Raw genomic sequence first — 26,070 nt, forward strand, 5'->3', positions numbered from 1 at the left:
AATGCATGTCAGCTTTGGACACTTGGATCTGCGCCCGGCAAGTGCACATAGACGCTCCAGGGGCTCGTCGCTGACCTGCTAGCCCGCATCTCTCAGCAATGTAGAGAAAGGCACCCGAATACCGATCATAGCCTCAACGACCGCTGTGCGGGCAAAGCTGCCGTCCAATTCCATCCGTCAAATGCCCGTCCTCTAACTGCCCAAAAACCTTACTTAATAGAACCACTGATCGAGCAAATGAGTTTTGCGAACTGTTGAAGTTGTTTGAGTAACGCCGTCCAAAAATTTGTCCAGCACGGCAGCTTCGATGATGTTCCAAGCAAAAAAACTCGTCAATGCAGAGCGTTAAGAGGCTTATTCGGTGCGATCTCTCTCGCATGGAAGTGTCCGGAGTCACATCCGTTAGCGGACGTGCCGTCTGATTGAATGATCCAGTTCACTAAAGCTTCCGTAAACATCATCAGTTCCGAGCAATCGGAAGCAGATTGCCGCTGCCAAAGGAAGCAACGTTCACCTTTGGTGCAAAAACAAAACTGCTGGGGAGTATCATCATGTTCTTAAAAAACCTTCTATCAAACGTCTTCGACAGGCTGTTCGGAAAGCCACCCGAGCCGCCGATGCCTGAACCCCCGGTGGAAGAAACGCCCATGGACACCATCGCGTCTATCGCTTCCGGCAACGACAATTTCGAAACCCTCGTTGCCGCGCTTCAAGCAACAAACGGGATTGACGGCCTGCTGGACGTGGCATTGGATCCGAATGCGGATATAACTGTCTTTGCCCCGACTGACGCTGCCTTTGCTGAGCTTGCCAAGAGCCTTGGCATCGATGTCGCGGCCGTTCTTGAAAAAGACCCGGCTGACGTCGTTGATGCGGACGTCGCTACTGCACTTGCTACTGTATTGGGCGCCGACGTGGTAAGCCAGGTACTCAAATATCATGTCAAAGTCGGTGGTGCTTCTCTGGCAGAGCTCGAAGAGGCTGGTTCTGTCAACACACTGGTCGATCTTGACGGGCTGGCCACCAGCTTTGACGTCAAAGATGGTGAATTGATCGACGCGGACCCTGAGCTCGAAAACCCTGAAGTGATTGAAGGTCTGACCGACATTGCGGCCAGTAACGGCACAATTCAGGCCATTGATCGGGTTCTATTGCCGTTGGATGTCGCCGAGGTGATTGCACAACCGACCATTGCCGACATTGCAACCGGAAATGACAACTTTGAAATCCTGACGGCCGCATTGGTCGCTACAAACGACATTAACGGCTTGTTGGACGCTGCGGCGTCCCGGAATGCCGATGTTACGGTCTTTGCGCCGACAGACGACGCATTCATTGCGTTGTCCGATAGCCTCGGAATTAATGTTGCCGAAGTGGTTGAAAAGGCACCAGAGGACGTGGTGGATGCCGATTACGCAACTGCTCTGGCGACCGTTCTCGGCGCTGAAACTGTGTCAGACGTTCTGAAGTACCATGTGTTGGGTGGTGGCCAGCGTGTTGATGGCCTACAAGAGGAAAAGGTCCTTGGAACACTTCTGGACGGTGCGACGCTTGTCATTGACGGCAACAAAGTGGTTGACGCAGACCCGCAGATATCAAATCCAGAATTGATAGACGGGCTGACGGATATCGAAGCCGCCAATGGTCAAATACAGGCGATAGATGCCGTACTTCTTCCATTCGATCTTGATCCGGAGCCGTTAAAGCTCAAAGGATCGCGGAGTGATGACGTTCTTGAAGGCGGCGGTGCCAATGATAAGCTTTGGGGTCGCTGGGGCGATGATGTCCTGAGTGCCGGTGACGGACACGACAGACTTGCAGGTGGCGCTGGTAACGACACTCTGATCGACGGTGGCGGCAACGATAAATCGTATGGCGGTCGTGGCGACGACACTTTCATTGATGGCGCCGGCAATGACAGATCGTTTGGCGGCCGCGGAAATGACACCTTTATTGATGGCGAAGGGAATGACTTCTACAGCGGAGGATTTGGGGCAGACAGCTTCGATTTCACGAACATCGAAGGAGACAACAAAGTAGCCCGTTTCGACTCCCACGACGAGCTAATCTTTTCGTCGGATGATTTTGGATCGGCGCAGGACATTGCCAACGCAGTTGAGTTGGTAAGAGGAGGTTCCTTGATCGAGATCGAAGACAAGGGATCAGTGCTCATTTCTAATGTTTGGCATCTTGACGTCGACGACTTTCAAATCGTGTAATTTACGGGTCGACGCCGACACATTGGGGGGCTGAAAACAGTAGCCCCCCTCTTCTACGGCCAAGCGTTCTTGATTTAACGTTCAGTAAGCTTCCTTTCGCACGCACTAGAAACTTTTTGTCTTGGCAAAGTGCGCGAGGAAGGACTTCGGCTCGGCACTCTACACCTGAGCTATGCCCACGTTCAAATCGGCGAACACTTTGCGCTGGTAAATCCTTGCAGCTATTACCTCTTTGCTGTTGCAAAAAGCAGACGTGCGCTAATCCATTCTGCATCGTCCGAACTGGGTTCTCAGCAGACATTCGAAAGTTCACAATAAGGAGGAACGTCCCTTATACGGACAAATCTGCCGTTCGAAAGAAGATCCGAATGCCCTATGTGCTTCCGTTTGCTGCTATTCAAGTTCTGCTAGTTTCGTGCCACAACTAGGCATCAAAAAGAACACACCCTCGGGAGATGTTCAAATGCCAATAGTAAAAAGCGGCCATTCGCCTTCAACCCCCTTGAGGCTATAGCTGCCTTTTTCGTTGAACTGGAATTTTGATCCAACCACTAAGTCCCTGACGGTACGTGAGGCCCAGATTTCATTTGATTTCGCCTGCTCCAACACCCTTGCTGCAATGTGGACAGCAACACCTCGAACATCACCGTCTTTCAGCTCGACTTCTCCAGTATGAATACCTGACCGGAGTTCAATTCCCAATCGTTCCATGTGTGAATTCACCGCAAATGCGCAATCGATGGCGCGCGCGGGGCCGTCAAATGATGCCAGAAATCCATCACCCGTGTTTTTTGCGATCTGTCCTTGAAACCGGTTGATCTCGGTCCGCATCACCGTGTTGTGACGATCCAGGAGATCTGTCCAGCGGCGATCTCCCATTTCTGTTGCATGCCTGGTTGAGTCCACAATATCGGTGAATAGGACCGTTGCCAGCACGCGGTCAGGTTCCGTAACAGGTCGCTTTCCGGTTAGAAATTCCTGAACTTCATCCACAATCGAATCTGAGTCGCCAACCCACCACAAATGGTCGTCCCCATCCAGTTCGACGAACTTTGCCGAGGGAATGTGTTGCGCAAGATACCGCCCCTCCTCTGGGTGAACTGCCTGATCTCCCGAGCGGTGCAGAACCAGTGTCGGCAAATGCACCGTTGGCAAGATATCCCGAACATCGATCTGTAAATTCATGCGGAACACATTGATGGCAGCACTCGGGCTCGCGCCCAATCGCAAGTATTTGGCCCACCACTGCTGAAAGATCGGATCATCGGCTACCGTAGGTGCCCAAAATTCGATGCCAATCGGGCCACCCCATTCGTTTCGCAAACCTTCTAACCAGTCATCCGTTTCCTTGCCCAATTTCTCGGCCCAAGGATAATCAGGAGCCCAGGAACCTTTTGCGATACTACCATACAGGATCAATGCAGACGTGCGCTCGGGGTACGTTGCAGAGAACAGAATACTCATTGGGCCGCCCTCAGAGATACCCCAAAGCGCCGCTCTTTTAGAGCCGGCCGCATCCATCACTGCCCGAACGTCATCCATCCGTTGTTCTAAAGTAGGAATTCCTGAAATTCGGTCGGAAAGCCCTGTGCCCCGCTTATCGAACAAAATTAGCCGAGAAAAAGACGCCAGACGTTGGAGAAACCGACTAAAGGCCGGATCTTCCCAAGTCTGCTCAAGATGAGAGATGAACCCCGGCACGATCAGCAGATCAAGCGGCCCGGACCCTACCACTTGATAAGCAATGCTTACTTCGCCACTTTGCGTAAATTTTGTTTCAGGTTGCATTCGCCTGGTCGCCCTTCCGTCCCTAACGTGCCGCGTCCTGCAAAGCTTCTCTGTAGGGAATGCTATCGCGATGAGGGCCTCAAATCCAGCTAGCTAAGGACTAACTAGGCATCCGGATGGGCTGCCCGTCCTTTGTTTTTTAGTGCACCCAATTGTCTGAACGTAGCGTTAGTAGATGCAAAACGGTCGGTCACGATCTCATCAGCACAAATATGGTACTTCATTAACTTCTTGAGAAATTCCAGTGCTGCAGCTTTGTTTCGGCGTTTGGTGACAACGGCTTCCAGCACCTCGCCTTCCTGATCAACATCCCGCCAAAGATAATGCTGCCCGCCAGCACCTGAAACCATCATCCCGATGGATTGCAGATCGATGATGCACTAACAATAAATTTGGGCCAGTCAGATGAGGCTGCTCACGGTCATTCATCTTTTTCATAAACAATAAATGGCGTTCTTTTAGCCACTTTGTCGTACAGAACTCGACCTGGGTAGTTGAATTCTTGAGTTGTCCAATAGGTGGTTGGAACACCGTGCTGCTTGGCGATCTGAAAAACAGACTCGATTAGAGCTCGACCAACACCTTTCCCCCTAACCTGCGGGTCAGCGAAAAGATCCATAAGATAACATGTATCCTCCACCGACCACATGAACCTATGATAAAGGTAGTGCGCTAATCCAACCGGTTTTCTTTCTAACTCGGCGATGAGACAATTGTATTCACCTGCATCCGTCGACAACAATCTGTTGAATGAAACCTCATAGACTTCCTCTGAGACAGAAGTCTCGTAGAAATCCAAATATGCCGTCCATAAGCGGCGCCACTCTTCGTTGTCTTTCAATTCGAGGGGGCGGATAACTAGACCTTCCGGCATGGATGATTTCTCCTGCGTTTTTTTGAGAGAGTACCGCAGATATCGCAGAGCGTAGTCAAATGGGTCGCTGGCCGACGTCTACACGATCATGTTTAAGTGGAATGTCCTCATCCACTGCTTCGTCCAATTCCTGGGCGTATCGATGGCCTGCATAAACCGCTGCTGCAACAATCGCAGGAGCATCGCAATCTCCAATGCGACGAAGACTGAACTGCAAGTCCTCAGGACTCTTTTCGCCCAGTAATCCCCTGTAAAGACTATCATTTGGCTTCCGGGCAGTAACCATGACAATGTTGGCAACTGGAACGGTCGCACTTGGCCCGCCATAGGCGCACTCTAGCTCCGCGATTTCGCCATCAAATTGGTTAATCGACTTTGACGGCAGGATTTCGACCCCTAAGCGAAGCAAATGCGTTCGGATGCGCCAACGTTCGGACGTTTTTCCCGCCCACTCAGAAACACTGTCAGACGGCGTGGCCAGCGTGACGGCATGTCCCTGCGCTCTGATTTTTTCAGCAATAACGCTGGCCATATAGTAGCCATCGCCATCAAAAACGAGCGTTGGTCCATCGGGAAGCTTTCCATCCATGATGTCATCGGGGGTGAAAACGCGAGTTAGAGCGGCACCTTTTGCAACAGGGACGAAACGTTCTTCGTCAAAATACTCCTTTCGCCAAGTCGCGCCGGTCGCAATTGCAACGTGGTCAGCCTCAACGGCCAAGACATCGTCTACTGCCAGAGGACTTTCACGGTAGATTTCAACGTTGGGCATCTCAATCAATTGCTGTTCACGGTAGTCTTTGACGCGAATGTATTCGCTCATGCCGGGCAAAGCCGCTTCGCGCGAGACCCTGCCGCCCAACTCGCGAGAGGCTTCTGCCAACAGGACATCATATCCGCGCACACCAAGTGCCCGCGCTGCCTCCAGTCCGGCAGCCCCGGCCCCGACGATTAGAACGCGCGCGTCTGAAGATTTCGTTCGGATGATTTCAGGATGCCATCCTTTGCGCCACTCCTCCCCCATTGTTGGGTTTTGAGTGCATCGGATAGGTACACCAATCGAGTCGCTGGCATAACAGACATTGCATCCAATACATTCGCGGATCGCAGACAAGCGTCCTTCTTCGATCTTCTTTGGAAGATAAGGATCAGCAATCGACGGGCGCGCTGCTCCAATGAAATCAGTAATCCCCCGCCTGACTTGCGAGACCATGGTATCAGGTGACGTGAAGCGACCAACAGTCACGACAGGCTTATCTGTCACGGACTTGACCCAATGCATGTAGGGTTCAAGAGCTGCCTCTTTGGTAAAACGGGAAACACCCATCTCGACCGAGTAATCTGCGATGTTGATATCCCATAAATCCGGAAGATCAGAGAGCATCTCAAACATTTCTCGTCGTTCACCATAGATGGGCTGGCCATCCTCGCCGATCTCTTCGTCTGCTGAAAAGCGGACAGCCACGGCGCACCGATCCCCAACGGCGTCTTTGGTTTCCTGAATCAGTTCTCGGGTCAGACGCACCCTGTTTTCCAACGTGCCGCCATATTCATCAGTACGTGTGTTCACGCGCGGATGCAGAAAGTTTGATATTAGGTATCCGTGCGTTGCATAAACATAGACAACGTCAAATCCGGCGTCTCGCGCCCTCAAAGCCGCCTTTCGATGCCAGCGGCGTAGATCCCGGATGTCCTGCTTGCCCATTGCGCGGGTCTGAAAGGGGTGTCCTTTCGTGTTTGGTCGGCTGTCGACATCCATGCTCGGCAACCGGGAAAACAAGTTGTTCGAGTTAGCGCCTCCGTACCATAGTTCAGCGCCTGCAAGGCTTCCGTGTTCGTGCACCGCGTCCGTCATCAACGCGTGTGCCCGAACGTCGCTGTCATCCCAAAGCGACGCGTAGGGATGCGGCAGGTCGTCAGAAGACGGATGGATTGAGTTATACTCCGTGCATATGACACCCCATCCACCTTGCGCTTTCACTTTGCGCATCGCGGCAAGTGTACGGGGGTATTGCCAACCCATACCGGTACAGTGCGGAACCTGATAGAACCGGTTTGGTGCGGTGACTGGTCCGATTTGCACTGGCTCGAAAAGGATGTCGTAGCGAGGATCCGTGCTCATTTTTCTGCCCTTAGTTAGCTGCGCTGTGCACAGGCTCGTCCTGTCTGGATAACCGGAAATTATACCCGCTCTGTTTCAACCACCGTGTTTGAACTCAGGCATTCGAAAGTGATCCGGATAGACCTTGGATAGGAAGGCGACGATGCGATCTCGGGCTTCGGGACGTCGAAAATTTTCCGGATAGGTCAAAAGCTCCAACCAGATTCCGTCGTAAAGAGCTTCCAGGACATTGGCGACTTGCCTTGGCGGCATGTCGTCGTATCCACCGTCCTCAGCAATTTCGGAACACAGGCGTAGCGCAATGTCGTAGCGCTCCTGATCGATATCATTGATCAGGCTGCGGTAAATCTTGCGCCGCCCTGCCTCTCCAAAAAACGCAAACCAAACCGCTAGCTTCTTTGGAGTGCAAATCTGCGGGTGAAAGTGTGCATCGACAATAGCCAACAGCTTTTCAGGCGCCGACAAACCTGCATTGTCAAAGGCTTCCAACCACTGCTCATGATGTTCCTTTGCTAGAAACAGCAGCGTTTCTTCCAGCAAGTTCTGTTTGCTTTTGAAGTGGAAGTTGACGATGCCCAGCGACAAGCCGGCTATCTCGGTCACAGTGGACATGGTCGTTCCACCAATTCCGTTTTGGGCGATCGAGTCGATCGTTGCGTCGATGAGTTGTTGACGCCTCACCTCTTTGGACTCGGTGCGCCGCCGCCCCTCAGGGTTTGTTTTTTTGATTGGCGATTGTCCCACCTGAATGAGTCCCATCTACTAAAGCGCTTCATCGGTCGTGCCTGCCCGCACAGCCAAACTTCTCCAGCCAGTGCGCATTTGACATCTAAAGGATATATGTCATTGATTGAACAATCATTCAATGATGAAGAGAAAATAGTGTGAAGGCAACCCGGATGTTCGCAATCATCGATCTAGAGTTCCGACCAAAAAGTGAAAACTGGGTCATGCACCAAAGAAATAACACTGCGATGCAAAGCTCCCAGAGGCTCAATGCGATCTTCAATGGCGGCCCAAGCCGTGTCGGCCTGCAATTGATCCCTGAATTCGATAACTGCCATAAGCGTATGGTTGCGCTGCTCGTCGGTATCGTAACCACTTTCGGTGATACGTTTGCACAAAGGCGTCCCTTTCGTGGCCAGACCTGTCTTGACCAAATGTTCGACAAACGCGCTCCAAGCCTGTTCGAACGCGTCAAGCTCGACGGTTGGTTTCAATTCGAATTGGTTCAAAAGTCTTGGCATTCTTCACACACTGTCCGGCAAAGCATCACCAGCCAAACCTATGCAATTACCCACGCAAGGCAAGCGCGAGGCCGTTAGATGATCCGTAACGAAAACCCAGTCATCGCAAATAGCCTGTGGTCTGCAACCGCAAGCTATTCTGCAGAATACCCGCAGCTCGTTGGCGAACAGCAATCTGACGTGACCGTGATTGGCGCCGGGTTCACCGGACTTTCAGCAGCAATTCATCTGGCCGAGCAAGGCGTCAAAGTTGTTCTTATCGATGCCCAGCATCCGGGCTGGGGAGCTTCTGGACGCAATGGCGGTCAGATCAATGTGGGCCTCAAGGATGGACCGACAGGCATCAAAACCAAATTTGGTGATCACTGGGGAAACAGAATGATCCGAATGGCCGGTAACGCTGCGGATCTTGTGTTCGATTTAATCGCTCGACACGACATTGAGTGTGACGCAAAACGCCCAGGCTGGCTGCGCGCTGCGCATACTCACAAAACACTGAGTGAGTTACACAAACTAGCCGAGGATTGGGACAAACACGGCGGGGGTATGATCCAGCTTGATCAGGGCGAAATGCAGCGTCTGACCGGGACCAAGGCTTACCTTGGTGGCGTACTGGATCGCCGCAGCGGTGTTTTACACCCACTGAATTATGCGCTTGGGCTGGCCGAAGCAGGTCGCCGCAACGGCGTGAAAATCTTCAGCGAAACGCCCGCCAACCAGATAATATCAGAGGCCGGGCGCCTTCGGGTTGAAACTCCCAATGGAGCTGTCACTTCAGACAAAGTGCTGATTTGCACGAACGCCTATTCTGGAGATCTGCACCCGCGCTTGGCTCAGTCAGTTTTGCCCGTTCGGTCAGTTCAGGTTGCTACCTCGCCTTTGTCCGACAATATACGCCAAACAATTCTGCCAGAAGGCAACGCTTTGTCAGACGCGCGACGCCTACTTCTGTACTTCAGGCAAGACGCGGAAGGTCGCTTTTTGATGGGTGGTCGCGGCACCTACAATGACAATTCCACTCTCAAACAAATTGAGCGTTTGAAACGCATCTCTGTTGAACTTTTTCCCCAATTGTCCGGAGTTCAGTGGGAATACGAATGGGGTGGCTTTGTTGCATTGACAAAAGATCACTATCCACACCTGCACGAGCTCGCTCCGGGGATTATAACAGGTTTGGGATACAATGGGCGAGGCGTTGCCATCGCCACGGCAATGGGGCGCGTCCTCGCCAAATGGGCTACAGGAACCAAGGCGGACGAGCTGGAATTTCCGGCCACCCCCCTTAAGCCACTACCTTTTTCGTTTGCGAAAGAAACTCTTGTCGAAGCAGAAATCCTACGCCTTAAACTCTTAGACAAGTTGGGCCTTTAGTAAGCTAGCAAACAGCGTCGCCTAGCGGTTTTTGGAGAAGAAGCGATAGGTCAACGCGATGGCCGCCAAAGAGAGACCTGAGCCGTACCCAATCCATACTCCATTGGGGCCGAACCCAAGCCAAAAGCCCAGCGCATATCCAAGCGGCAATGCAAAAACCCAATAGGCAATCAGGGTAATGGCAACAGGAACGTGATTGTCCATCATGCCTCGGAAAGCGCCCAGCATTGTCCCTTGCACACCATCTGCAATCTGCATTGCTGCAATCACAAGGAACATCGATATCGCGAGAGAAACGACTTTTGGATCGTCTGAAAGGCTATTGGCCAAAGGCGCGCGGCCTATCAAAATACCAGTAACGACAACGGCCATCCAACCAATAACGACAAACAGCGACGCCAACACAATCGGCTTGAGCCTTTCTTTTTCATCGGCACCAATTGCCTGAGCTACTCGTATCGAAATCGCAATCGAAACGCCCAAGGGCACCATGTAAATGACGTCGCTGACCGCAGAAACGATTTGATGCGCGGCCAGCGCGGCTGCGCTGAACCAACCAAGCATAAGGCCAGCTACTGCGTAAGCGGCCCCCTCCCCTAGGTAACCAACGGAAATAATGAACCCTTCTTTGATCTGCGCCTTAACCTCGGACCAATCAAAACCTGCGGCCTCTAGGAAACCCTTCTTCCTTCTCCACGCGCGCAAAATCACGAATGCCACAATTAACGGCACCATCTGAGACAACAGACTTGCGATCCCCGCGCCGACGAGACCCAGGCCCGGCCAACCAGCAACTCCGTGGATCAAAACATAGTTCGAAGGGATGTTGAAACCCACCGCAATAAACGCAAGGCCAACTCCAATCCACGGGCGATTCATGGCGTCAAAGAGCGCTTTCAAAGCATAGAATACCGTGAAGGGCACCAAAAGAAGGCTCATCGCAACCCAGTAGCCGCCAATCAGACTGACCACTTCGGGCGGCTGTCCAATCCAGGAAAGGGCGGGCTTGAGGCAGATCATTACAGCAGCGCCAACGACACCAACGACCAGCGAAACGATAAGCCCGGCGCTTGTTGCCGAAGCCAACTCTCTTTCACTCGTTTTTCCAAAGGCTTCAGCCATTTGCACACCAATTGCGGACACAAAGCCGTACAGCGCCGAGTAGAAAATGATCAGTACCGAGGCTGTGATCGAGACCGCCGCGAGAGGGAGTGTTCCCAACGGGGCCACCATCACGGTATCAACGACGCCAATCAAAGCAGCTGCAGCAAGAGAGATAACTATCGGCAAAGCAAGACGCGCAAGGTAGCGCGCCTCATTTAAGATGACGCCCCAAGATGGCCGAGGCTGCTGTGATATCCGCACTCGCGTCATATTGTTGGGCCTTTCAGTCGTAATTGACTAAGCCGTATCCCCAAGTAATTCCGGAACCAGGCGAACGAGGCACCCCCAGGCAGCCTGTTCCGCCTGCTTTCGGCTCAGGCCTTGAGGAGCAAGATGCAAGCGCTGCCAATAGCCATCCGTCAATGTCTCCATCCATTCAGCCATTTGATCTGGTGAAGCAACGTCATCGTCGGACAGCAGTTCATTCCAGATTACACGCAAGGTCTCTCTTCGACGTGTTTCGAAATGCTCGGCAACTTCATCGTACTGCAGTTGAAATCGAAGCTCGCCCCAAAATGCATACCAAAGGGGCAAGACACCCGGACCACATGCATCAGGGTGGAAATCAGCTTTTATCAGAGCCCTTATTTTTTCGGCAGGCTTATCCCCTGCTCGCTCTAAAGAAGCTGTCCAGTGGTCTTCGTAGCGTTGGTAAAGATCACGCAAAGCTTCGGTCAGCAGACCGAGCTTTGACTTGAAGTAAAACGCCGCAACACCCTGAGAAAGCTCAGCTTCAGACGCCACCGTTGCGAGCGTCGTTTTTGCCAACCCATGAGCCAATATAGAGCGGCAAGCCGCGTCCAGCAGCTGTCGGCGACGACGATCTGCGTTTTCCTTCCGCTCTTTGCGGGGGCGTTTACGCTCTGCTTCGACCAATTGCCGCTCCTCCTACGAATACAGCCATCTACAGCGCGCAAAAAACATGCGTCAATAGCTTGAAATTTATTTGAGCGCTCAAATAAACTTTACGAACCCGCACCTGATCTGTAAACGAGAGAGAAAGGGATGGATAAATTTGACGGTTGAGAACAGATACGACGTGATTGTGGCTGGTGCTGGTCACAACGGACTGACTGCCGCCGCCTATTTGGCGCGCGCTGGCATGCGTGTTTTGGTGGTCGAAAAGAACGACTGGATTGGAGGCGCAGCAGTCAGCCGGTCGCTGCACGAGGGATGGACGTACTCGAATTGCTCGTACGTCTGCTCCCTTCTCAGGCGCGAGATCGCCCGGGACCTCGAGCTACCGAAATACGGGCTTCAAGTTATTCCCTACGAGGGCGGTGCGAGCTTCACGCGCGACGGAGATTACTTCGCCTACTATTCCGATCACAACGCCCTTAAGCGCGAGATGGCGCGTCATTCTGCGCGAGATGCCGACGCCTATCGCGGTTATTCCCAAGCCATCATGCGGCAATGCCGTTTTATCCGTCCATTTCTGCTTCGAGACGCACCGGACCCGGCTTCGCTCCACCCACGCGATCTCGGCGAACTGGCCTACCTCGTCAAAAAGGCACATGGGCTGGGAAGTCGGGAACTCGGTGAAACGCTGAAATTCTGGACAATGTCCATTGGTGACTTTCTGGATGAGCATTTCGAAAATGACCTGATCAAGGCCCATTTGGCTGGCTCCGGTATTATCGGCACCGGCCTCGGGGTGTATTCCCCCGGTACGGCCTATGTGCTGCTGCACCACTACATGGGTGACATTGATGGCGGCATCGGTGCCTGGGGTTTCGCGCGCGGTGGAATGGGCGCAATTTCGAATGCCATTGCAGCCTCTTTCAAAGATCACGGGGGTACGATCCACACAGGTTCGGGGATCGAGAAAATCCTCAGCAAAGATGGGCGCGTTGAAGGCGTCGCTCTTGAGGACGGCAAGGTTTTCTATGCCCCCGTCGTCGCATCCAATATGGATATCAAACGCACTATTCTGCATCACGTTGACATGGCTGAGTTGCCGGATGACTTCACCAAGGCTGTTCGAAACTTCAAAATTCGTGGCTCTTCGGCGAAACTCAACATAGCCCTTGACCGCTTTCCAAATTTTCCTGCTGCACCGGAGCACACCAGCTTCCTAAGGGGCGATTTGCATGTGTCACAAAGCCTCTTTGAACTTGAAAAGGCTTATGATGATTGGAAAGTCGGGCGCTGGTCTGAAAAGCCCTATATCGACATGCTAATCCCTAGCCAGATTGATCCGACTATGGCGCCGACAGGTGCCCACATGATGACCGTTTTCGTCCAATATGCTCCTTATGATCTGGAAGTCGACGGCGTTAGATCAGCAGAGAATTGGGACGAAAAGCAGCGCAATGCAATGGCAGAAACTGTACTCGACCAGATGTCTGTAGCTTGTCCTGACATTCGCGAGCGCGTTGTTCATATGGAAGTTCGTTCACCGTTGGAGATCGAACGCGAGGTTGGTCTGACGGAGGGCAACATCTTCCAAGGCGAACTGACGTTTGATCAGCTTTTCTTCAATCGGCCGGTCCCGGGTTGGTCGCAGTACAGTCTACCTATCAAAGGACTTTATCTGTGCGGCTCGTCCGCCCATCCAGGCGGAGGGGTTATGGGGGCACCCGGTGCAAACGCTGCCCGCGCTATTCTTAGGAAAGAAACACGGCATGGCCGAATGACGGGGTATGCCGCATGAGTCAATTTGATGCCATTGTCATTGGCGGCGGTGTAAACGGCTTGATTGCCGGAACACTTCTTGGTCAACGCGGCAAGAATGTCTGTGTCATTGAGAAATCCAACAGGTTTGGAGGCATGGCTTCTTATTCCGTGGACGGCGGCCCAACTCTCGCCCACTCACTATACAACCTGAGCCCGCGGGTTTTGAGTGACATCGGCTTAGATCCTCAACACCCTGTATTGTCCGGCCAACCCGTCGCTACGGTCTCTCTGTCTGAGGATGGACGGCACATAGTCTTCAGGAACGAAGGCGTCTACTGGAGCGACGGAACAAAACACCCGGAATCCAACGCATGGTCCGATCTGACACAGCAGTTGATTTCCTATGGAAGCCTTTTGCGTCAACTCGCCGAGGCCCCACCGCCCGGCGGTCAAAAAGCTATCCTTTCGCGGGGTAGGCTAAATGAGTTTTTACGCCTGGCAAAGCTGGGCATCGGCCTGAAAAAGCTTGGCAAATCTGAAATGCGGCGTTTCCTGCAGGTCGTCTTATCAAATGTCCACGACATTATCCTAGATGACTTGCCTGAAGGGCCGGTGGCTGGAATGCTTGCCGCTGATGCAATCTGGGGGTCAGCCACCGGTCCGCGATCTCCGGGCACCGTGTTCAATCTGATCTATCGGCTGGGTCACGGAGGTAACATCACCCAACCGGCAGGTGGGATGTCTACGTTGACCGATTTGATGGTCGAAGCTGCACAAAAGGCGGGGTGCGTGCTGATGCCGGAAACTGAGGTTTCCCGCATTCTGTTGGACGAGGATGCAATCTCTGGCGTTGTAACGACTGATGGGAGAACTTTGACCGCACCCATTGTGCTCAGCAACCTTGCCCCAAGACTAACAAGCCGAATGACCGGACCCTCTGCTTTTGACATCGAAACGATGCGGCGAGTTCGAAATATTCGGGCTCGTGGAACAGCGGCTAAGGTCAACCTACAGCTTAAGGACGGCTCCTCCCTGCCCGGCCTGCCTAACGAACTAGCCCACGAACGTCTGATCTATGCCCCTTCTGTTGAGTACGTCGAAGCTGCGTTTAATCCAGCCAAGTATCGTCAAATGTCTAATGCACCAGTGATTGAAGCCTTCAAAATGCAGACAGCCGATGGGGCAAGCTGGCTGTCTACCATAGTGCAATATGCGCCATCTGACCTTGAAGGCGGCTGGACCGAGACTGCCAAGGAACAGCTTGCCCAAATCACAGTTGAAACTCTTAGCCGTGCCCTGCCCGGCTTGGGTGATCAAATCGCAGGCAAACAGGTCATAACACCGGATCAAATCGAAAGTGCGACCGGAGCGCCAGGGGGCCACTGGCACCATGCGGAAATGTCGTTGGACCAACTGCTGACACTTCGGCCCGCGAACGGGATGGCCAGATACTCCATGGGGCCGAAAGGGCTGTTCCAATGCGGTGCAGCAACGCACCCCGGTGGTGATGTCATGGGCCTCGCTGGTCGCAACGCGGCGCTGGCAGCGCTGGAGGCTCAGCCATGAGCATCTTTACCGATCCGAAACTAGGCTTGATCCCTGGGCCGTTTCACAAAAAACTTGAAGAGCAAAATCGCGCGCAAAATTGGTACGATTGGGCGGGTTATGCCGCCCCGGGTGTGCTGGACAGTGCCGAATTCGAGTACTTCGCGCTTCGCAATCAGGCGTCCTTGTTCGACATCTCACCAATGCACAAGTACCGATTGACCGGGCCGGACACGACCGCGATGCTCAATCGCCTCGTGACACGGGACGTCCGAAAAATCGGCGTGGGTCGCGTGGGATACGCAATCTGGTGCGATGAAGAGGGCATGGTCATAGATGACGGGACTCTTTTCCACCTTGGCGACAACGATTGGCGCCTTTGCTGTCAGGAACAAATGCTGACATGGTTACTAGACGCAGCATGGGGTTTTGACGTTTCAGTAATCGACGAGACTCACAGTGTTTCTGGACTTTCGTTGCAGGGTCCGACGTCCTATGCAGTTTTGGAGGCTGCCGGATTAGATGTCAGCAAGCTGAAGCCATTCGATCTAATCCAGACAGACCATGATCTCATGATTTCGCGGACGGGTTTTACCGGTGATTTAGGTTACGAGCTCTGGTGCGACTGGGACAAGGCAGAAGTGCTTTGGGACAGGATTTGGAAAGGTGGCGCACATCAGGGATTACGCGCCATTGGGTACGAAGCTGTAAATTTGGCCCGCATCGAAGCAGGATTTCTGACTGCAGGCGTGGATTTCCAACCAGTTCATGCGACCGAGCGGTTGCACCGAGGCCAAACACCCTTTGAACTCGGCTTGGGTCGGCTAGTCGACTTCAACAAAGGTCATTTCAATGGCCGGCGAGAGCTGCTGTCCAAGCGAGACACTCCAAGAAGCCTCCTCATGCGTTTCGACGTCGAAGGTTTCAAACCCTCGGAAGGATCATTGATCTACAACCGACGCAAAAAAGAAGTTGGACACATAACGTCCGGAATATGGTCGCCGACCGCCAAACGCAACATCGCGTTGGCGCATGTCCGTATGCCGGATGCAGACCGGTCATCCGGCTTAAAGGCGGAAATTTACACTCTGCAAGAAGGCAAATGGGACACTAGAATGGCGCGCCTTACACCTGTCACCACAGCCTTTTTTGCACCGCCCCGCGCACGTGCTACGCCACCGGCCCGCACCTAAAGGAGAAGCAGACGTGAATACCCTAGGCAATACACCAACCGACGGCGACCTTGTCGCTTGGGATCGCGACCATCACCTACATCCTTGGGCCGGAACCGACGGCTTTGGGTCCGACGAGTATATGCGGGTAAATACAGCGGATGGTATCTACCTTTGGGATGCTGCCGGGAAGCGCTATATCGATGGCCCCGGCGGTATGTGGTGCACACAGATCGGATACGGGCGTCAGGAGATGGCCGATACCATTTCCCAACAGGTTATGAAGATGCCTTACGCATCGCCATGGTCGTTTACGACTGAGCCCGCAGCCGTTTTGGCACGAATGATCGCAGAACGCACACCAGGCGATCTGAACACGGTGCACTTTACAACAGGTGGGTCAACGGCCGTTGATACCGCACTGCGAACCGCGCTTTTCATGAACAAACGGCTCGGCCGACCGGAGAAGAAAATCGTGATCGGCAGGGAAAAAGGCTATCACGGATCCACTTTTCTAGCCGCTACTGTCACTGGGAAAGAGCGTTTCGAAACAAGCTTTGAAAAAGCTCAGGATCTGGTGCGCTTCCTTCCCGACGTGAATCCATACCATCGACCAGAGGGTATGAGTATTGATGCCTGGTGCGACGCCAAAGTTGCTGACCTTGAGAACCTGATTGCCGACATAGGCGCCGACCGTATTGCCGCTTTTATAGCTGAACCGATCCTGTGCTCCGGCGGTGTTATCGTTCCGCCTCCGGGTTACCACAAGCGCACGCTCGAAATTTGCCGGGCAAACGACATCCTGTACATTTCGGATGAAGTCGTAACTGGCTTTGGCAGGCTGGGCCATTGGTTCGCCTCAGAAGACGTATTTGGCATCGTCCCTGACATTATTACATGCGCAAAAGGTTTAACCTCCGGCTATCTGCCGCTAGGCGCCTGCGTAATCTCGGACGCTTTAATGAAACGAATTTCCGAAGCACCGGGCGATGATGTTTTCTATAATGGTTATACCTATTCAGGGCACCCGGTGAGTTGCGCAGCTGCTATCAAAAACATCGAAATCATGGAGCGCGAGGATATTCTGGGACACGTTCAACGCGTCACACCCCAGTTCCAGGAACGCCTACATCAAATCAAGGAAAAATTCCCAATAGTTGGTGATGTGCGCGGTGACGGTCTTCTTGGGTGCATAGAATGTCGCCCCGGACTGAACGCCGAGAGCTACGAAGCGCATGTTAAGTTCGGGCAGAAACTGGACGATGCGTGCGAGGAGATGGGATTGCTATTGCGCCCATTTGGAAACATGGCCGTGTTTTCACCCCCCCTTATTATCACTCCCTCTCAGATAGACGACATGTTCGACATTATGGAAGCCGGGATGGAGCGGGTCAGCAAGGATTACGGCGCATAACAGTCGTCGCGCTAAGACAAGGCACCAGTCAGTTCAGGCTGGTTTCCGACCACGGATGTGATGTGGGCAATGCTCTCCGGTTTTCAGCACCGGCTGCATAGCGTCCCAGATCTCAATTTGGTGTTCGATAAACTCCGCGCCATGCCGGGCTTCCCAGTCACCTCTGTTTGGCCCGGTCAATTCCTCAAGTTCCGCAGCAGATACTTGGGCGTACCATGGGTTACGGTTGACTAACTCCACGTCTTCAAAGCCAGCCAACTCCATAGCAGCTCGGTACTTAGAGGGCGACGCCATCTGAAACTCCAAGGCTTCCATCTTCACGTAGTGCGCCATTTCCGGTGACATTTCTCCATCATGATTGGTCAGCCAGTCAGAAGCAGCGAAATGACCACCTGGTTTGAGCACACGATAGGCTTCCGCAGCCATCGCAACTTTGTCGGGGATGTGGATGATCGAATCCTTTGAAAACACGACGTCAAAAGTACCATCTTCGAATGGCATTGGGCCCGGAGTGACCTCTAGGATTTCGACCTTTCCTTCCAGACCTGCCTGCCTAACCCGCTCTCTCGCAGCGGCACAGACTGGGGCCTCTACATCGATTCCCGTCACTTTAGCGGCACCGAATTTCTTCGCCATCAACACCGCGATAGCCCCAGAACCACAACCGATATCAAGGATATGCTTATCCTTCAGATCAACCCCTTCAACAACTCGAGCAACTTCTTCAGGGCCTCCCGGTGAAAGAAACCCCTCTCCCCAAAGCTCTTCCAGAAAGTTGATTGCTTGCCGGTCATAAAGGATTTCTTCTGACATAGGATTTCCCCGCATCTGATTGTCAGTCAATCACTGTAGTGAAGCCTTTTCTCCCGGTTCAGACAAGCTTTATTGCTAAATCGAAGGTCAGCGACATGATCTTAATTGAATGATCATTCAGTCAATAGACATTAAGCGCGTTGAGTGATATTCGGGGAAACGAACGCCAAGAAAGGATTTTCCCGCTATGGACAACACCCTACCGACGCATGTCCAAACCGTGATTATTGGAGGGGGATCTATTGGCGCGAACACGGCCTACCACCTGACTAAGCTCGGCCATACCGATGTTGCGGTTCTGGAACAGGGACAACTGACATCAGGAACGACTTGGCATGCCGCAGGCCTGATTGTAGCCGGCCTTCTCAAGTCGGAAGCTGAGTGCGCCATCTACACGCACGGTCGAGACCTTTATGCGAACCTAGAGAAGGAAACCGGTATATCCACAGGTTTCCGCGATGTCGGGTATCTGCAAATTGCAACTAACGAAGAACGCCTGCACGAAATGCGCAGGATTGCAGCCTTCATGCGGCGTTTTGGAATAAACAACCACGAGGTCTCAGTAAAAGAAGCGCAGGATATGTTCCCTATTGGGGACCTATCAGACGTCGTTGGAGCATTCCTTATCCCGGAGGACGGGCGGGCCAACCCGGTGGACGTGACAATGTCACTGACCAAGGGAGCCAAAAACAGGGGCGCGCGTTTCTTCGAAGGCGTGCGGGTCGAGGGGATTTTGGCCAGGAACGGCACCGCGACAGGAGTCCGAACCGCAAGTGGTCACACCATAACAGCCGAAAACGTTGTGATATGCGGTGGCATGTGGTCTCGCCAACTGGGCGCCAAACACGGTGTAAATCTCCCCCTTCAGGCGGCTGAACATTACTACCTGATAACGGAAAGTATCCCGGGCCTACCTCGCGATCTGCCGGTTCTGGAAGACCCTTCAACTTACACATATTACCGTGAAGAAGTCGGGGGGATGATGTTGGGGCTTTTTGAACCCGGCGCTGCGGCTTGGAAGCTCGATGGCATCCCGGATGAATGGCAATTTGGAGAGATCGAGCCAGACTGGGAACGTGTTGGGCCCGATCTGGAGAAGGCCTATTCACGCGTGCCAGACACCATGAACTACGGCGTCAAAAAACTATTTTGCGGACCGGAAAGCTTTACGCCTGATCTTGCGCCGCTTGTTGGCCCGACGCCTGAACTGCGCAATCTTTGGGTTGCATGCGGGATGAACTCACTTGGCATCCTGAATGGCGCGGGCACGGGCATGGTCTTGGCCCATTGGATGGTGGATGGCTTACCGCCAATCGATGTCACCGGTATAAACGTCAATCGCTTCTCACGTGAAATGGCGACACCGGCCTTTCGACGCGACAGGACACCTGAATTGCTGGGAAAGCTCTTTGGCCAGCACTACCACAATGAGAACTACAAAACGGCCAGGAACGTTAAGCGTTCAGTGCTCTATGACCGTCTCAAACAGGCCGGAGCCTTTTTCGGCGAAGGAAATGGTTGGGAACAACCTGATTGGTTTGCTCCGACGCCTGAACAGGCCAAGGTCGAGAAATACAGTTGGTATCGCCAGAATTGGTTTGAATGGCACGCCGAAGAACACAGGGCAGCACGCGAGGATGTCATCGTAATGGACATGACATCAATGGCGTGTTTCAGCGTCGAAGGCCCAGATGCATGCGCCCTTCTCTCTCGCCTTTCTTGCAATGACGTTGATGTTGAACCCGGTCGGGTCGTCTATACAGCCTGGGTAAATGAACGAGGCGGGTTTGAGGCTGACCTTACAGTTACCCGACTATCCGACCAGAAATACTGGGTTATCGTGGGCGAAAACTCGGCGGGCCATACTGAAATGCGCATGCGACGGCACATTCTGGAAGATGAGAACGTAGTTATCACAGATATCACCGCAGGACGCTGCCAGATCAACGTTCACGGTCCAAAGTCACGCGAACTATTGAGTAGAATTTCCGGTGCTGATTTGTCGGACGAAGGTTTTCCCTTCATGACTGCGCAAGAAATCGACATCGGGTACGCCGTGGTAATGGCCGATCGCGTGACCTTTATCGGTGAACTCGGCTGGGAACTTCACGTACCTGCCACTCAGGCAGTACAGACATACGATCTGATTATGGATGCAGGTCGTGATTTGGGCGTTCGCAATGCCGGAATGCAAACCCTTAGTTCCCTGCGGCTTGAGAAGGCTTATCGTGATTTCGGAATTGATGTGGACAACACAGACAACCCGATTGAAGCCGGACTTGGGTTTGCCATCAAATTGGACAAACCCGGTGGCTTCATCGGCAGGGAGGCACTAGCCGCGATCAAAGCAAAAGGCACGCCCAACAACCGAATGTTGCAGTTCCTGCTAAAAGACCCAGAGCCTCTCATGTACGGCAACGAGATGATTTATCTAAACGGCAAGGAAGTCGGATATATTCAAGTTGGAGGATATGGGCACACTCTCGGCGCTTCGGTCGGTATTGGTTTTGCAGAGATTGACGAACCGCTGACTGCAGACGTAGTCGCAACGGGGCAATGGCAGATTGAAATCGCAGACGAGAAATACGACGCGACCGCCTCGTTAAAGCCGCTTTATGACCCCGGCATGCAAAAGATAAAGTGCTGAAGCACTACTGTTCGATGCTTTTAGTTCAGACTGGAAAGTGTTTTGGGAAAAACCGCGATAGCGAAAGCATGCAAACATCCCTGAACTCCCGCCGATCAGCCACCTTGGGATACAACACCAAGCTGAGCCAGGCCCCATCAGACATCGCCTCTACAGCCCGGGCTGTTTTATCCGGGTCGAGGTCGTCGTAACCACCATCGGCGATCAATTCACCACACAATTGTAGAATTCGGTCGTATCTCTCGTTGTCATATTTATTATGTATTTTCAAATAATTGGGACGATATTTGGCTTGCCCCCAGAAGGCAAACCAGACAGCCAAACGCTTGTGGGTGCAGATGCTTTTGTCAAAATCCGCTCCAATGATGGCAGCCAGCCTGTGCGCGGCTGTGGGTTCCGCAGCGTCGTAAGATTTTAGCCAATTCTCATAGTGTTCTTGTGCAAGGAAGCCCAGCGCAGCGTCATACAATGCTTCCTTACTGTCGAAGTGATAATTCACAACGCCATGGGACAGATTGGCCGTTTCAGTCACGTGTTTTAGTGTCGTGTCAGAAAACCCACGCTTTGCGATCGAGTCTATGGTCGCCATAATCAACTGCAAGCGACGAACTTCAGGAGGTTCGGTGCGTCGTTTTTTTTGAAGCTCATGCGTCTCCAAATTAACTCTCCTCTCGTTCAGCCATTTGCCTGTCCAGCAAATCCGCCCTTTGTTGCCGGAACATAACGATAGCGGCGATAGCGACACAAATGGCGATCACAAGGATCATGATCGTCGCCAGCGCATTGATATCCGGCCTGAGGCCTAGTCGAATGCGCGAAAAGATCAAAATTGGCAAGGTATTTGCACCTGGTCCAGTAACAAAACTTGCTATGACCAGATCATCGAGAGACAGTGTAAACGCCAATAGCCATCCTGAAATTAGGGCTGGTGTCAGCTGCGGGATTGTGATGGCAGTCAGGACTTTGAAAGGTTTTGCACCAAGATCGGCAGCCGCTTCTTCTAAAGTTTGCCCCACCCCGGTCAATCGCGCCTGAATTGTTACCGCAACATAGGCCATGGAAAAGGTAATATGCGCGATCGTAATCGTCGCAAAACCGCGCTCCGCCGGCCAACCTATCAGCTGGTTCAGGGAAATAAAGAAAACCAACAAGGACAATCCGGTTATCACTTCGGGCATCACCAAAGGCGCGACCAACATGCCACCAAACAAAGTACGCCCCTTGAACCGGCCAAATCGCACCATGGCCAGCCCTGCCAAGGTGCCGAGCGCTGTCGCAAAGGTCGCGTTCACAACCGCAATCTGAAGACTGAGCGAGACAGCACTCCAGACTTCGGCAGATTGAAAAAGCTCCTTGTACCAGCGCAAAGACCATCCGCCCCAAACGGGAACGAGCTTGGAATAGTTGAATGAGTAAATGACCAACAGGATCATCGGGATGTAAAAGAATGCCAATCCCACGGTCAGCATGATGGTCAAAAAGCGGGAGCGTTTGGCGTACATTTATTGCTCCTCAGATGCTTTGCCTTGATAGTGCTGGAACACCATGATGGGCAGCACCAGAATAAACAGCAGAACAATCGCCACCGCCGCGGCAACAGGCCAGTCACTGTTTCTAGAGAATTCGTTGTAGAGAACCCGTCCAATCATCTGCACGTTTCCGCCCCCTAACAGATCGGGGATAACGTATTCCCCGGTTGCAGGGATGAAGACCAACAGTGAACCGGCAACGATACCCGGCATCGTCAGCGGCAACGTGATTTTGAAGAATGTGTTCGTTGGCCGGGATCCAAGGTCTGCAGCAGCTTCGTTCAGGCTGTTGTCCAACTTCTCCATATTCGCGTAGAGCGGCAAGATCATGAACGGCATATAGGTATAGACGATCCCGATATAGACGGCAAATTCCGTGTATAGCATGCGGATCGGCTCGTCGATTATACCCAGCGCTATCAGAAGATTGTTGATCGTGCCCTGATCCGCAAGCAACCCCATCCACGAATAGACCCGCAACAAGAAGGACGTCCAAAACGGAAGAATTATCGCAAACAACAATAGTGGCTTTGCAACTGGGCCAGATCGAACGATTGCATAGGCGATTGGGTAGCCAAACAAGAGACAGAAGAACGTGGAAGTCACTGAAATCTTAAGTGAATTAACGTAGGTATCGAAGTAAAGGCTGTCTTCCCAGATATAGATGAAATTGTCGAACACCAGACGGATCGTTACGATCCCGCTGTCCGTCCACTCAATCAAACTGGTGAACGGGGGACTTGCGATGGCAAGTTCGGCCAAGCTTATTTTGGCGACAATAAAGAACGGTGCCAGAAAGAAAACAAGCAGCCAGAAGAACGGTATGACGGTAACGATCTGGCGCCATCTGTTTTGTATGCGCCGCATTATTAGACGGAGCATGGGCTGCCGTTCAACCGGAAGCGATTCAGGTATATCCTCCGTGAAATCAGTCATGAATGGAGCAACATGGCGCTGGACGGATCCCAGCTGATATTCACCTTGTCTTCCCAGGTAATTCGCTGCGTTTCGTGTGTCGGCCTCGATTGGTTGGGCATGGTGACGTCAAAGATCTCCCCATTGGAAAGCCTAACCTTATAGATCGAGGTCTCACCCAAGTATCCAACGTCGTCGATTACAGCCGAGGTTTGATTGCTGCCCGCAACAGCTTCATCCGATTTCTCAAGGCGAATTTTCTCAGGCCGCAACGCAACCCAAATCTTGCTGCCAACCTTTACCGAATGACCGTGATCAATGAAAACTTCACAGAACTCAGTCTCAACCCGAACATGGTCCGCCCCATCCTCAGTTACCCTGCCCTCAAAAATATTCGCTGATCCGATAAAGTCGGCGACAAAGCGGGACTCAGGGAACTCGTAGATCTCTGTCGGCGTTCCAATCTGTTTGAAACGGCCCGCGTCCATGACTGCCATTCGCGAAGACAAAGTCATCGCCTCCTCTTGATCGTGGGTCACAACAATAAAAGTGACACCGACCTTGTCCTGAATGTTGGCAAGCTCAAACTGTGTTTGCTTACGCAGTTTTTTGTCAAGCGCAGCCAAAGGTTCATCCAAGAGCAGAAGCTTAGGACGTTTGACCAAGGCCCGTGCCAACGCAACGCGCTGACGTTGTCCGCCAGACAACTGCTTGGGTTTTCTCTTTTTGAAATCTTCCAACTCTACGAGCTTTAGGATGTCGTGAACCCTGTCCGCTATGTCGAACTTGGGGACATGGTCCTGTTCCAACCCGAAAGCCACGTTTTTTTCGACGGTCATATGCGGGAACAACGCATAGCTTTGGAACATCATGTTGGTTGGACGTTCGTAGGCGGGCACATCGGCCATATCAACGCCGTCGATCGTAATTGTGCCTGCATTTAAATCCTCAAACCCTGCTAGCATTCTAAGCAGTGTCGACTTTCCGCATCCTGATCCTCCCAGAAGGCAGAATAACTCTCCCTTATAGATATCCAGATCGACGTTATCGACGGCAGTCACTTCACCGTATTTCTTGGTTACACCTTTGATTTGAACCAAAGGTTGCTGCTCTTTTTGTTCGAGCCAAGGTGCTGGACTGACAGTTGTGGAAACAGTCAATTTGGGCCTCGCAGTCTGCCAGTATGGGTTGGAAGATGCAGCAGCGATCCGACGGGATTCGCTGCTGCACCTGCCACAGTGAGTGGATTAATTTCCGGCCTTGAAGTCAGTCCAGGTACGCGTCTGCAAACGCTCGACCTTGGGAGGAAGAACCGCAGTTGTGTACATCTTGGCAACCTGATCTGATGTTGGAAACGCAGCCGGGCTGGAGGTGACAGCCTCATCAATCATTGGCTTGGCCGTCAGGTTGGCAGTCGCGTACCAAGTAAAGTTACTATCATTGGCTCCAACCTCGGGTCGCATCATGTAGTTCAAGAAAAGATGAGCGTCTTCTTTGTTGGCGGCGTCTTCCGGGATCAGCCAACCATCTATCCACAGTTGCGCTGTGCGATCACCTTCGGGCAAGAAGAAGTCTAACACGACACCAGTATCGGCCTCAGCTGCGCCGGACATCGCAAGAAGACCATCCGGCCCCCAAGTGGTTGAGACACAGAACTCTTTCTGAGGCATCCTTTGATATGCATAGTTATCGAAGGTTTTGATGTACGGCCGAATTTCAGCCAGCATCGCTCCGACCTTCTCGTAGTCTTCCACATTCGTGGAATTCGGATCCAACCCCATATGCGCTAAAGCCATCGGTATAATGTCGCCCGGAGAATCCAAGAATGAAACGCCGCACTTGGACAGTTCTTTCATGTGCACAGGATCAAACACCATATCCATCGACCCGATGGGGGCGTCGGGATAAGTCTCTTTCACCAGTTCTTCGTTATATGTGACCCCGTGTGTTCCCCACATATACGGAATGAAGTGCTGGTTACCTGGATCCCACTCACTAGCCAGCTGTTCCATAATGGCCGGATCAATGTGCTTTATGTTATCCAGCTTCGACATATCGAGCGGGGCAACAATACCTGCCTTAATCAGCCGAGCCGTATCACTGCCAGCATGACTAACCACGTCATATCCGCTGTTCCCTGCCAGCAGCTTGGCATCAATTGCTTCGGCAGAGTCGTACGGGTCATAAATAACCTTGATACCGTATTCTTTTTCGAAGTTCTCGATAGTGTCTTCAGCGATGTACTCTCCCCAATTCGTAACCTTCAACACACGCTCTTGCGCGTATACCGATCCCGAAATTGTAGTGGCCGTTACTGCTAAAACTGTAATCCCGGCAACTTTCCTAATTGAGTTCATAATTTCGCTTCCTCTCCCTGAGTGGTGGCAGCAGCAATTTCGCTTGCTTTGTCTGATTAGTCTTTATTTCGAATGATCGCGCCCTGCGGTGCCGGCGCGATCATTTTGCACCCCATCCCTCCCCAATCATCTTGCTTATCTGACTGGCCATTCAGAACGGTAGTCTGATGAAATCTCTACTGTCAAGCTCAGCCGATCTAATTTTGATCAAATTCTCATAAACCATTCAATTTGCGCAAAACTTATACAAAAGCAGTGAAAATTGCTGGTCTAAAAA

The 26,070-nt window shown here is 52.5% G+C and carries 20 protein-coding genes and 1 pseudogene; 7 read left to right on the forward strand and 14 right to left on the reverse strand.

Features of this window, described 5'->3' with window-relative positions:
- Positions 1 to 551: 551 nt before the first annotated feature.
- On the forward strand, positions 552 to 2,219 hold the full coding sequence (locus tag ACR0D6_RS01630; RefSeq protein ID WP_480764227.1) for a fasciclin domain-containing protein: 1,668 nt from the start codon (positions 552 to 554) through the stop codon (positions 2,217 to 2,219).
- 459 nt (positions 2,220 to 2,678) lie between these two features.
- On the opposite strand, the gene ACR0D6_RS01635 is transcribed toward ACR0D6_RS01630, so the two are convergent.
- The 6 genes and pseudogenes from ACR0D6_RS01635 to ACR0D6_RS01660 form a co-directional block, all read right to left on the reverse strand.
- Complete coding sequence (locus ACR0D6_RS01635) at positions 2,679 to 4,007, reverse strand: adenylate/guanylate cyclase domain-containing protein (protein ID WP_480764228.1); 1,329 nt, start codon at positions 4,005 to 4,007, stop codon at positions 2,679 to 2,681.
- A 131-nt stretch (positions 4,008 to 4,138) separates the two neighbouring features.
- Positions 4,139 to 4,342: pseudogene (locus ACR0D6_RS01640) on the reverse strand (DDE-type integrase/transposase/recombinase); the annotation flags it as partial.
- An 86-nt stretch (positions 4,343 to 4,428) separates the two neighbouring features.
- On the reverse strand, positions 4,429 to 4,881 hold the full coding sequence (locus ACR0D6_RS01645) for an N-acetyltransferase family protein (protein ID WP_480764229.1): 453 nt from the start codon (positions 4,879 to 4,881) through the stop codon (positions 4,429 to 4,431).
- A 55-nt stretch (positions 4,882 to 4,936) separates the two neighbouring features.
- A complete protein-coding gene (locus ACR0D6_RS01650) occupies positions 4,937 to 7,003 on the reverse strand; it encodes an oxidoreductase (RefSeq protein ID WP_480764230.1) in 2,067 nt (688 codons plus the stop codon).
- 75 nt (positions 7,004 to 7,078) lie between these two features.
- Positions 7,079 to 7,762, reverse strand: coding sequence for a TetR/AcrR family transcriptional regulator (locus ACR0D6_RS01655; protein WP_480764231.1), 684 nt, complete (start codon positions 7,760 to 7,762; stop codon positions 7,079 to 7,081).
- A 158-nt stretch (positions 7,763 to 7,920) separates the two neighbouring features.
- Entirely contained in the window at positions 7,921 to 8,223 is a 303-nt protein-coding gene (locus ACR0D6_RS01660) for a hypothetical protein (RefSeq protein ID WP_480764232.1), read from the reverse strand.
- 105 nt (positions 8,224 to 8,328) lie between these two features.
- Between ACR0D6_RS01660 and ACR0D6_RS01665 the strand changes: the two genes are divergently transcribed.
- Entirely contained in the window at positions 8,329 to 9,621 is a 1,293-nt protein-coding gene (locus ACR0D6_RS01665) for an NAD(P)/FAD-dependent oxidoreductase (protein WP_480764233.1), read from the forward strand.
- Positions 9,622 to 9,642: 21 nt separating this feature from the next.
- Here the strand turns inward: ACR0D6_RS01665 and ACR0D6_RS01670 are convergent, their stop codons facing one another.
- Complete coding sequence (locus ACR0D6_RS01670) at positions 9,643 to 10,995, reverse strand: MATE family efflux transporter (RefSeq protein ID WP_480764234.1); 1,353 nt, start codon at positions 10,993 to 10,995, stop codon at positions 9,643 to 9,645.
- A gap of 27 nt (positions 10,996 to 11,022) precedes the next feature.
- On the reverse strand, positions 11,023 to 11,661 hold the full coding sequence (locus ACR0D6_RS01675; protein ID WP_480449007.1) for a TetR family transcriptional regulator C-terminal domain-containing protein: 639 nt from the start codon (positions 11,659 to 11,661) through the stop codon (positions 11,023 to 11,025).
- A gap of 139 nt (positions 11,662 to 11,800) precedes the next feature.
- Here ACR0D6_RS01675 and ACR0D6_RS01680 point away from each other — a divergent pair, with 139 nt between their 5' ends.
- The 4 genes from ACR0D6_RS01680 to ACR0D6_RS01695 are packed head-to-tail and all read left to right on the forward strand — an operon-like array spanning position 11,801 to position 17,532.
- A complete protein-coding gene (locus tag ACR0D6_RS01680; protein WP_480764235.1) occupies positions 11,801 to 13,438 on the forward strand; it encodes a phytoene desaturase family protein in 1,638 nt (545 codons plus the stop codon).
- Complete coding sequence (locus tag ACR0D6_RS01685; RefSeq protein WP_480764236.1) at positions 13,435 to 14,967, forward strand: phytoene desaturase family protein; 1,533 nt, start codon at positions 13,435 to 13,437, stop codon at positions 14,965 to 14,967. The genes ACR0D6_RS01680 and ACR0D6_RS01685 overlap by 4 nt, the downstream gene beginning before the upstream one ends.
- Entirely contained in the window at positions 14,964 to 16,139 is a 1,176-nt protein-coding gene (locus ACR0D6_RS01690) for an aminomethyl transferase family protein (RefSeq protein ID WP_480764237.1), read from the forward strand. Before ACR0D6_RS01685 ends, ACR0D6_RS01690 begins: the two co-directional genes overlap by 4 nt.
- Positions 16,140 to 16,152: 13 nt before the next feature.
- Positions 16,153 to 17,532, forward strand: coding sequence for an aminotransferase (locus ACR0D6_RS01695; protein ID WP_480764238.1), 1,380 nt, complete (start codon positions 16,153 to 16,155; stop codon positions 17,530 to 17,532).
- Between the two features lie 33 nt (positions 17,533 to 17,565).
- Here the strand turns inward: ACR0D6_RS01695 and ACR0D6_RS01700 are convergent, their stop codons facing one another.
- On the reverse strand, positions 17,566 to 18,345 hold the full coding sequence (locus ACR0D6_RS01700) for a class I SAM-dependent methyltransferase (protein ID WP_480764239.1): 780 nt from the start codon (positions 18,343 to 18,345) through the stop codon (positions 17,566 to 17,568).
- Between the two features lie 187 nt (positions 18,346 to 18,532).
- Here ACR0D6_RS01700 and ACR0D6_RS01705 point away from each other — a divergent pair, with 187 nt between their 5' ends.
- Positions 18,533 to 20,992: a GcvT family protein gene (locus ACR0D6_RS01705; RefSeq protein ID WP_480764240.1), complete on the forward strand. Its 2,460-nt coding sequence runs from the start codon at positions 18,533 to 18,535 to the stop codon at positions 20,990 to 20,992.
- Positions 20,993 to 21,017: 25 nt separating this feature from the next.
- Here the strand turns inward: ACR0D6_RS01705 and ACR0D6_RS01710 are convergent, their stop codons facing one another.
- The 5 genes from ACR0D6_RS01710 to ACR0D6_RS01730 all read right to left on the reverse strand — a co-directional run bounded on the left by ACR0D6_RS01710 (position 21,018) and on the right by ACR0D6_RS01730 (position 25,793).
- A complete protein-coding gene (locus tag ACR0D6_RS01710) occupies positions 21,018 to 21,650 on the reverse strand; it encodes a TetR/AcrR family transcriptional regulator (RefSeq protein WP_480764241.1) in 633 nt (210 codons plus the stop codon).
- Position 21,651: 1 nt separating this feature from the next.
- Positions 21,652 to 22,494: an ABC transporter permease subunit gene (locus ACR0D6_RS01715; RefSeq protein WP_170650620.1), complete on the reverse strand. Its 843-nt coding sequence runs from the start codon at positions 22,492 to 22,494 to the stop codon at positions 21,652 to 21,654.
- Complete coding sequence (locus ACR0D6_RS01720) at positions 22,495 to 23,388, reverse strand: ABC transporter permease subunit (protein ID WP_480764242.1); 894 nt, start codon at positions 23,386 to 23,388, stop codon at positions 22,495 to 22,497. It lies immediately after the preceding gene.
- A 65-nt stretch (positions 23,389 to 23,453) separates the two neighbouring features.
- The gene (locus ACR0D6_RS01725; RefSeq protein ID WP_170650622.1) at positions 23,454 to 24,596 is read right to left on the reverse strand and encodes an ABC transporter ATP-binding protein; all 1,143 of its coding nucleotides are present in this window, start codon (positions 24,594 to 24,596) and stop codon (positions 23,454 to 23,456) included.
- Positions 24,597 to 24,683: 87 nt separating this feature from the next.
- Complete coding sequence (locus ACR0D6_RS01730) at positions 24,684 to 25,793, reverse strand: extracellular solute-binding protein (protein WP_480764243.1); 1,110 nt, start codon at positions 25,791 to 25,793, stop codon at positions 24,684 to 24,686.
- Positions 25,794 to 26,070 lie beyond the last annotated feature (277 nt).

The organism is Ruegeria sp. BJ6, assembly GCF_056537885.1.

Bases quoted from the DNA above. Each gene is read 5' to 3' on its own strand.
- ACR0D6_RS01690 (WP_480764237.1), top strand. From the start codon at position 14,964: ATGAGCATCTTTACCGATCCGAAACTAGGCTTGATCCCTGGGCCGTTT.
- ACR0D6_RS01650 (WP_480764230.1), bottom strand. From the start codon at position 7,003: ATGAGCACGGATCCTCGCTACGACATCCTTTTCGAGCCAGTGCAAATC.
- ACR0D6_RS01645 (WP_480764229.1), bottom strand. From the start codon at position 4,881: ATGCCGGAAGGTCTAGTTATCCGCCCCCTCGAATTGAAAGACAACGAA.
- ACR0D6_RS01720 (WP_480764242.1), bottom strand. From the start codon at position 23,388: ATGCGGCGCATACAAAACAGATGGCGCCAGATCGTTACCGTCATACCG.
- ACR0D6_RS01715 (WP_170650620.1), bottom strand. From the start codon at position 22,494: ATGTACGCCAAACGCTCCCGCTTTTTGACCATCATGCTGACCGTGGGA.
- ACR0D6_RS01705 (WP_480764240.1), top strand. From the start codon at position 18,533: ATGGACAACACCCTACCGACGCATGTCCAAACCGTGATTATTGGAGGG.
- ACR0D6_RS01665 (WP_480764233.1), top strand. From the start codon at position 8,329: ATGATCCGTAACGAAAACCCAGTCATCGCAAATAGCCTGTGGTCTGCA.
- ACR0D6_RS01635 (WP_480764228.1), bottom strand. From the start codon at position 4,007: ATGCAACCTGAAACAAAATTTACGCAAAGTGGCGAAGTAAGCATTGCT.
- ACR0D6_RS01655 (WP_480764231.1), bottom strand. From the start codon at position 7,762: ATGGGACTCATTCAGGTGGGACAATCGCCAATCAAAAAAACAAACCCT.
- ACR0D6_RS01630 (WP_480764227.1), top strand. From the start codon at position 552: ATGTTCTTAAAAAACCTTCTATCAAACGTCTTCGACAGGCTGTTCGGA.
- ACR0D6_RS01670 (WP_480764234.1), bottom strand. From the start codon at position 10,995: ATGACGCGAGTGCGGATATCACAGCAGCCTCGGCCATCTTGGGGCGTC.
- ACR0D6_RS01730 (WP_480764243.1), bottom strand. From the start codon at position 25,793: ATGAACTCAATTAGGAAAGTTGCCGGGATTACAGTTTTAGCAGTAACG.
- ACR0D6_RS01700 (WP_480764239.1), bottom strand. From the start codon at position 18,345: ATGTCAGAAGAAATCCTTTATGACCGGCAAGCAATCAACTTTCTGGAA.
- ACR0D6_RS01685 (WP_480764236.1), top strand. From the start codon at position 13,435: ATGAGTCAATTTGATGCCATTGTCATTGGCGGCGGTGTAAACGGCTTG.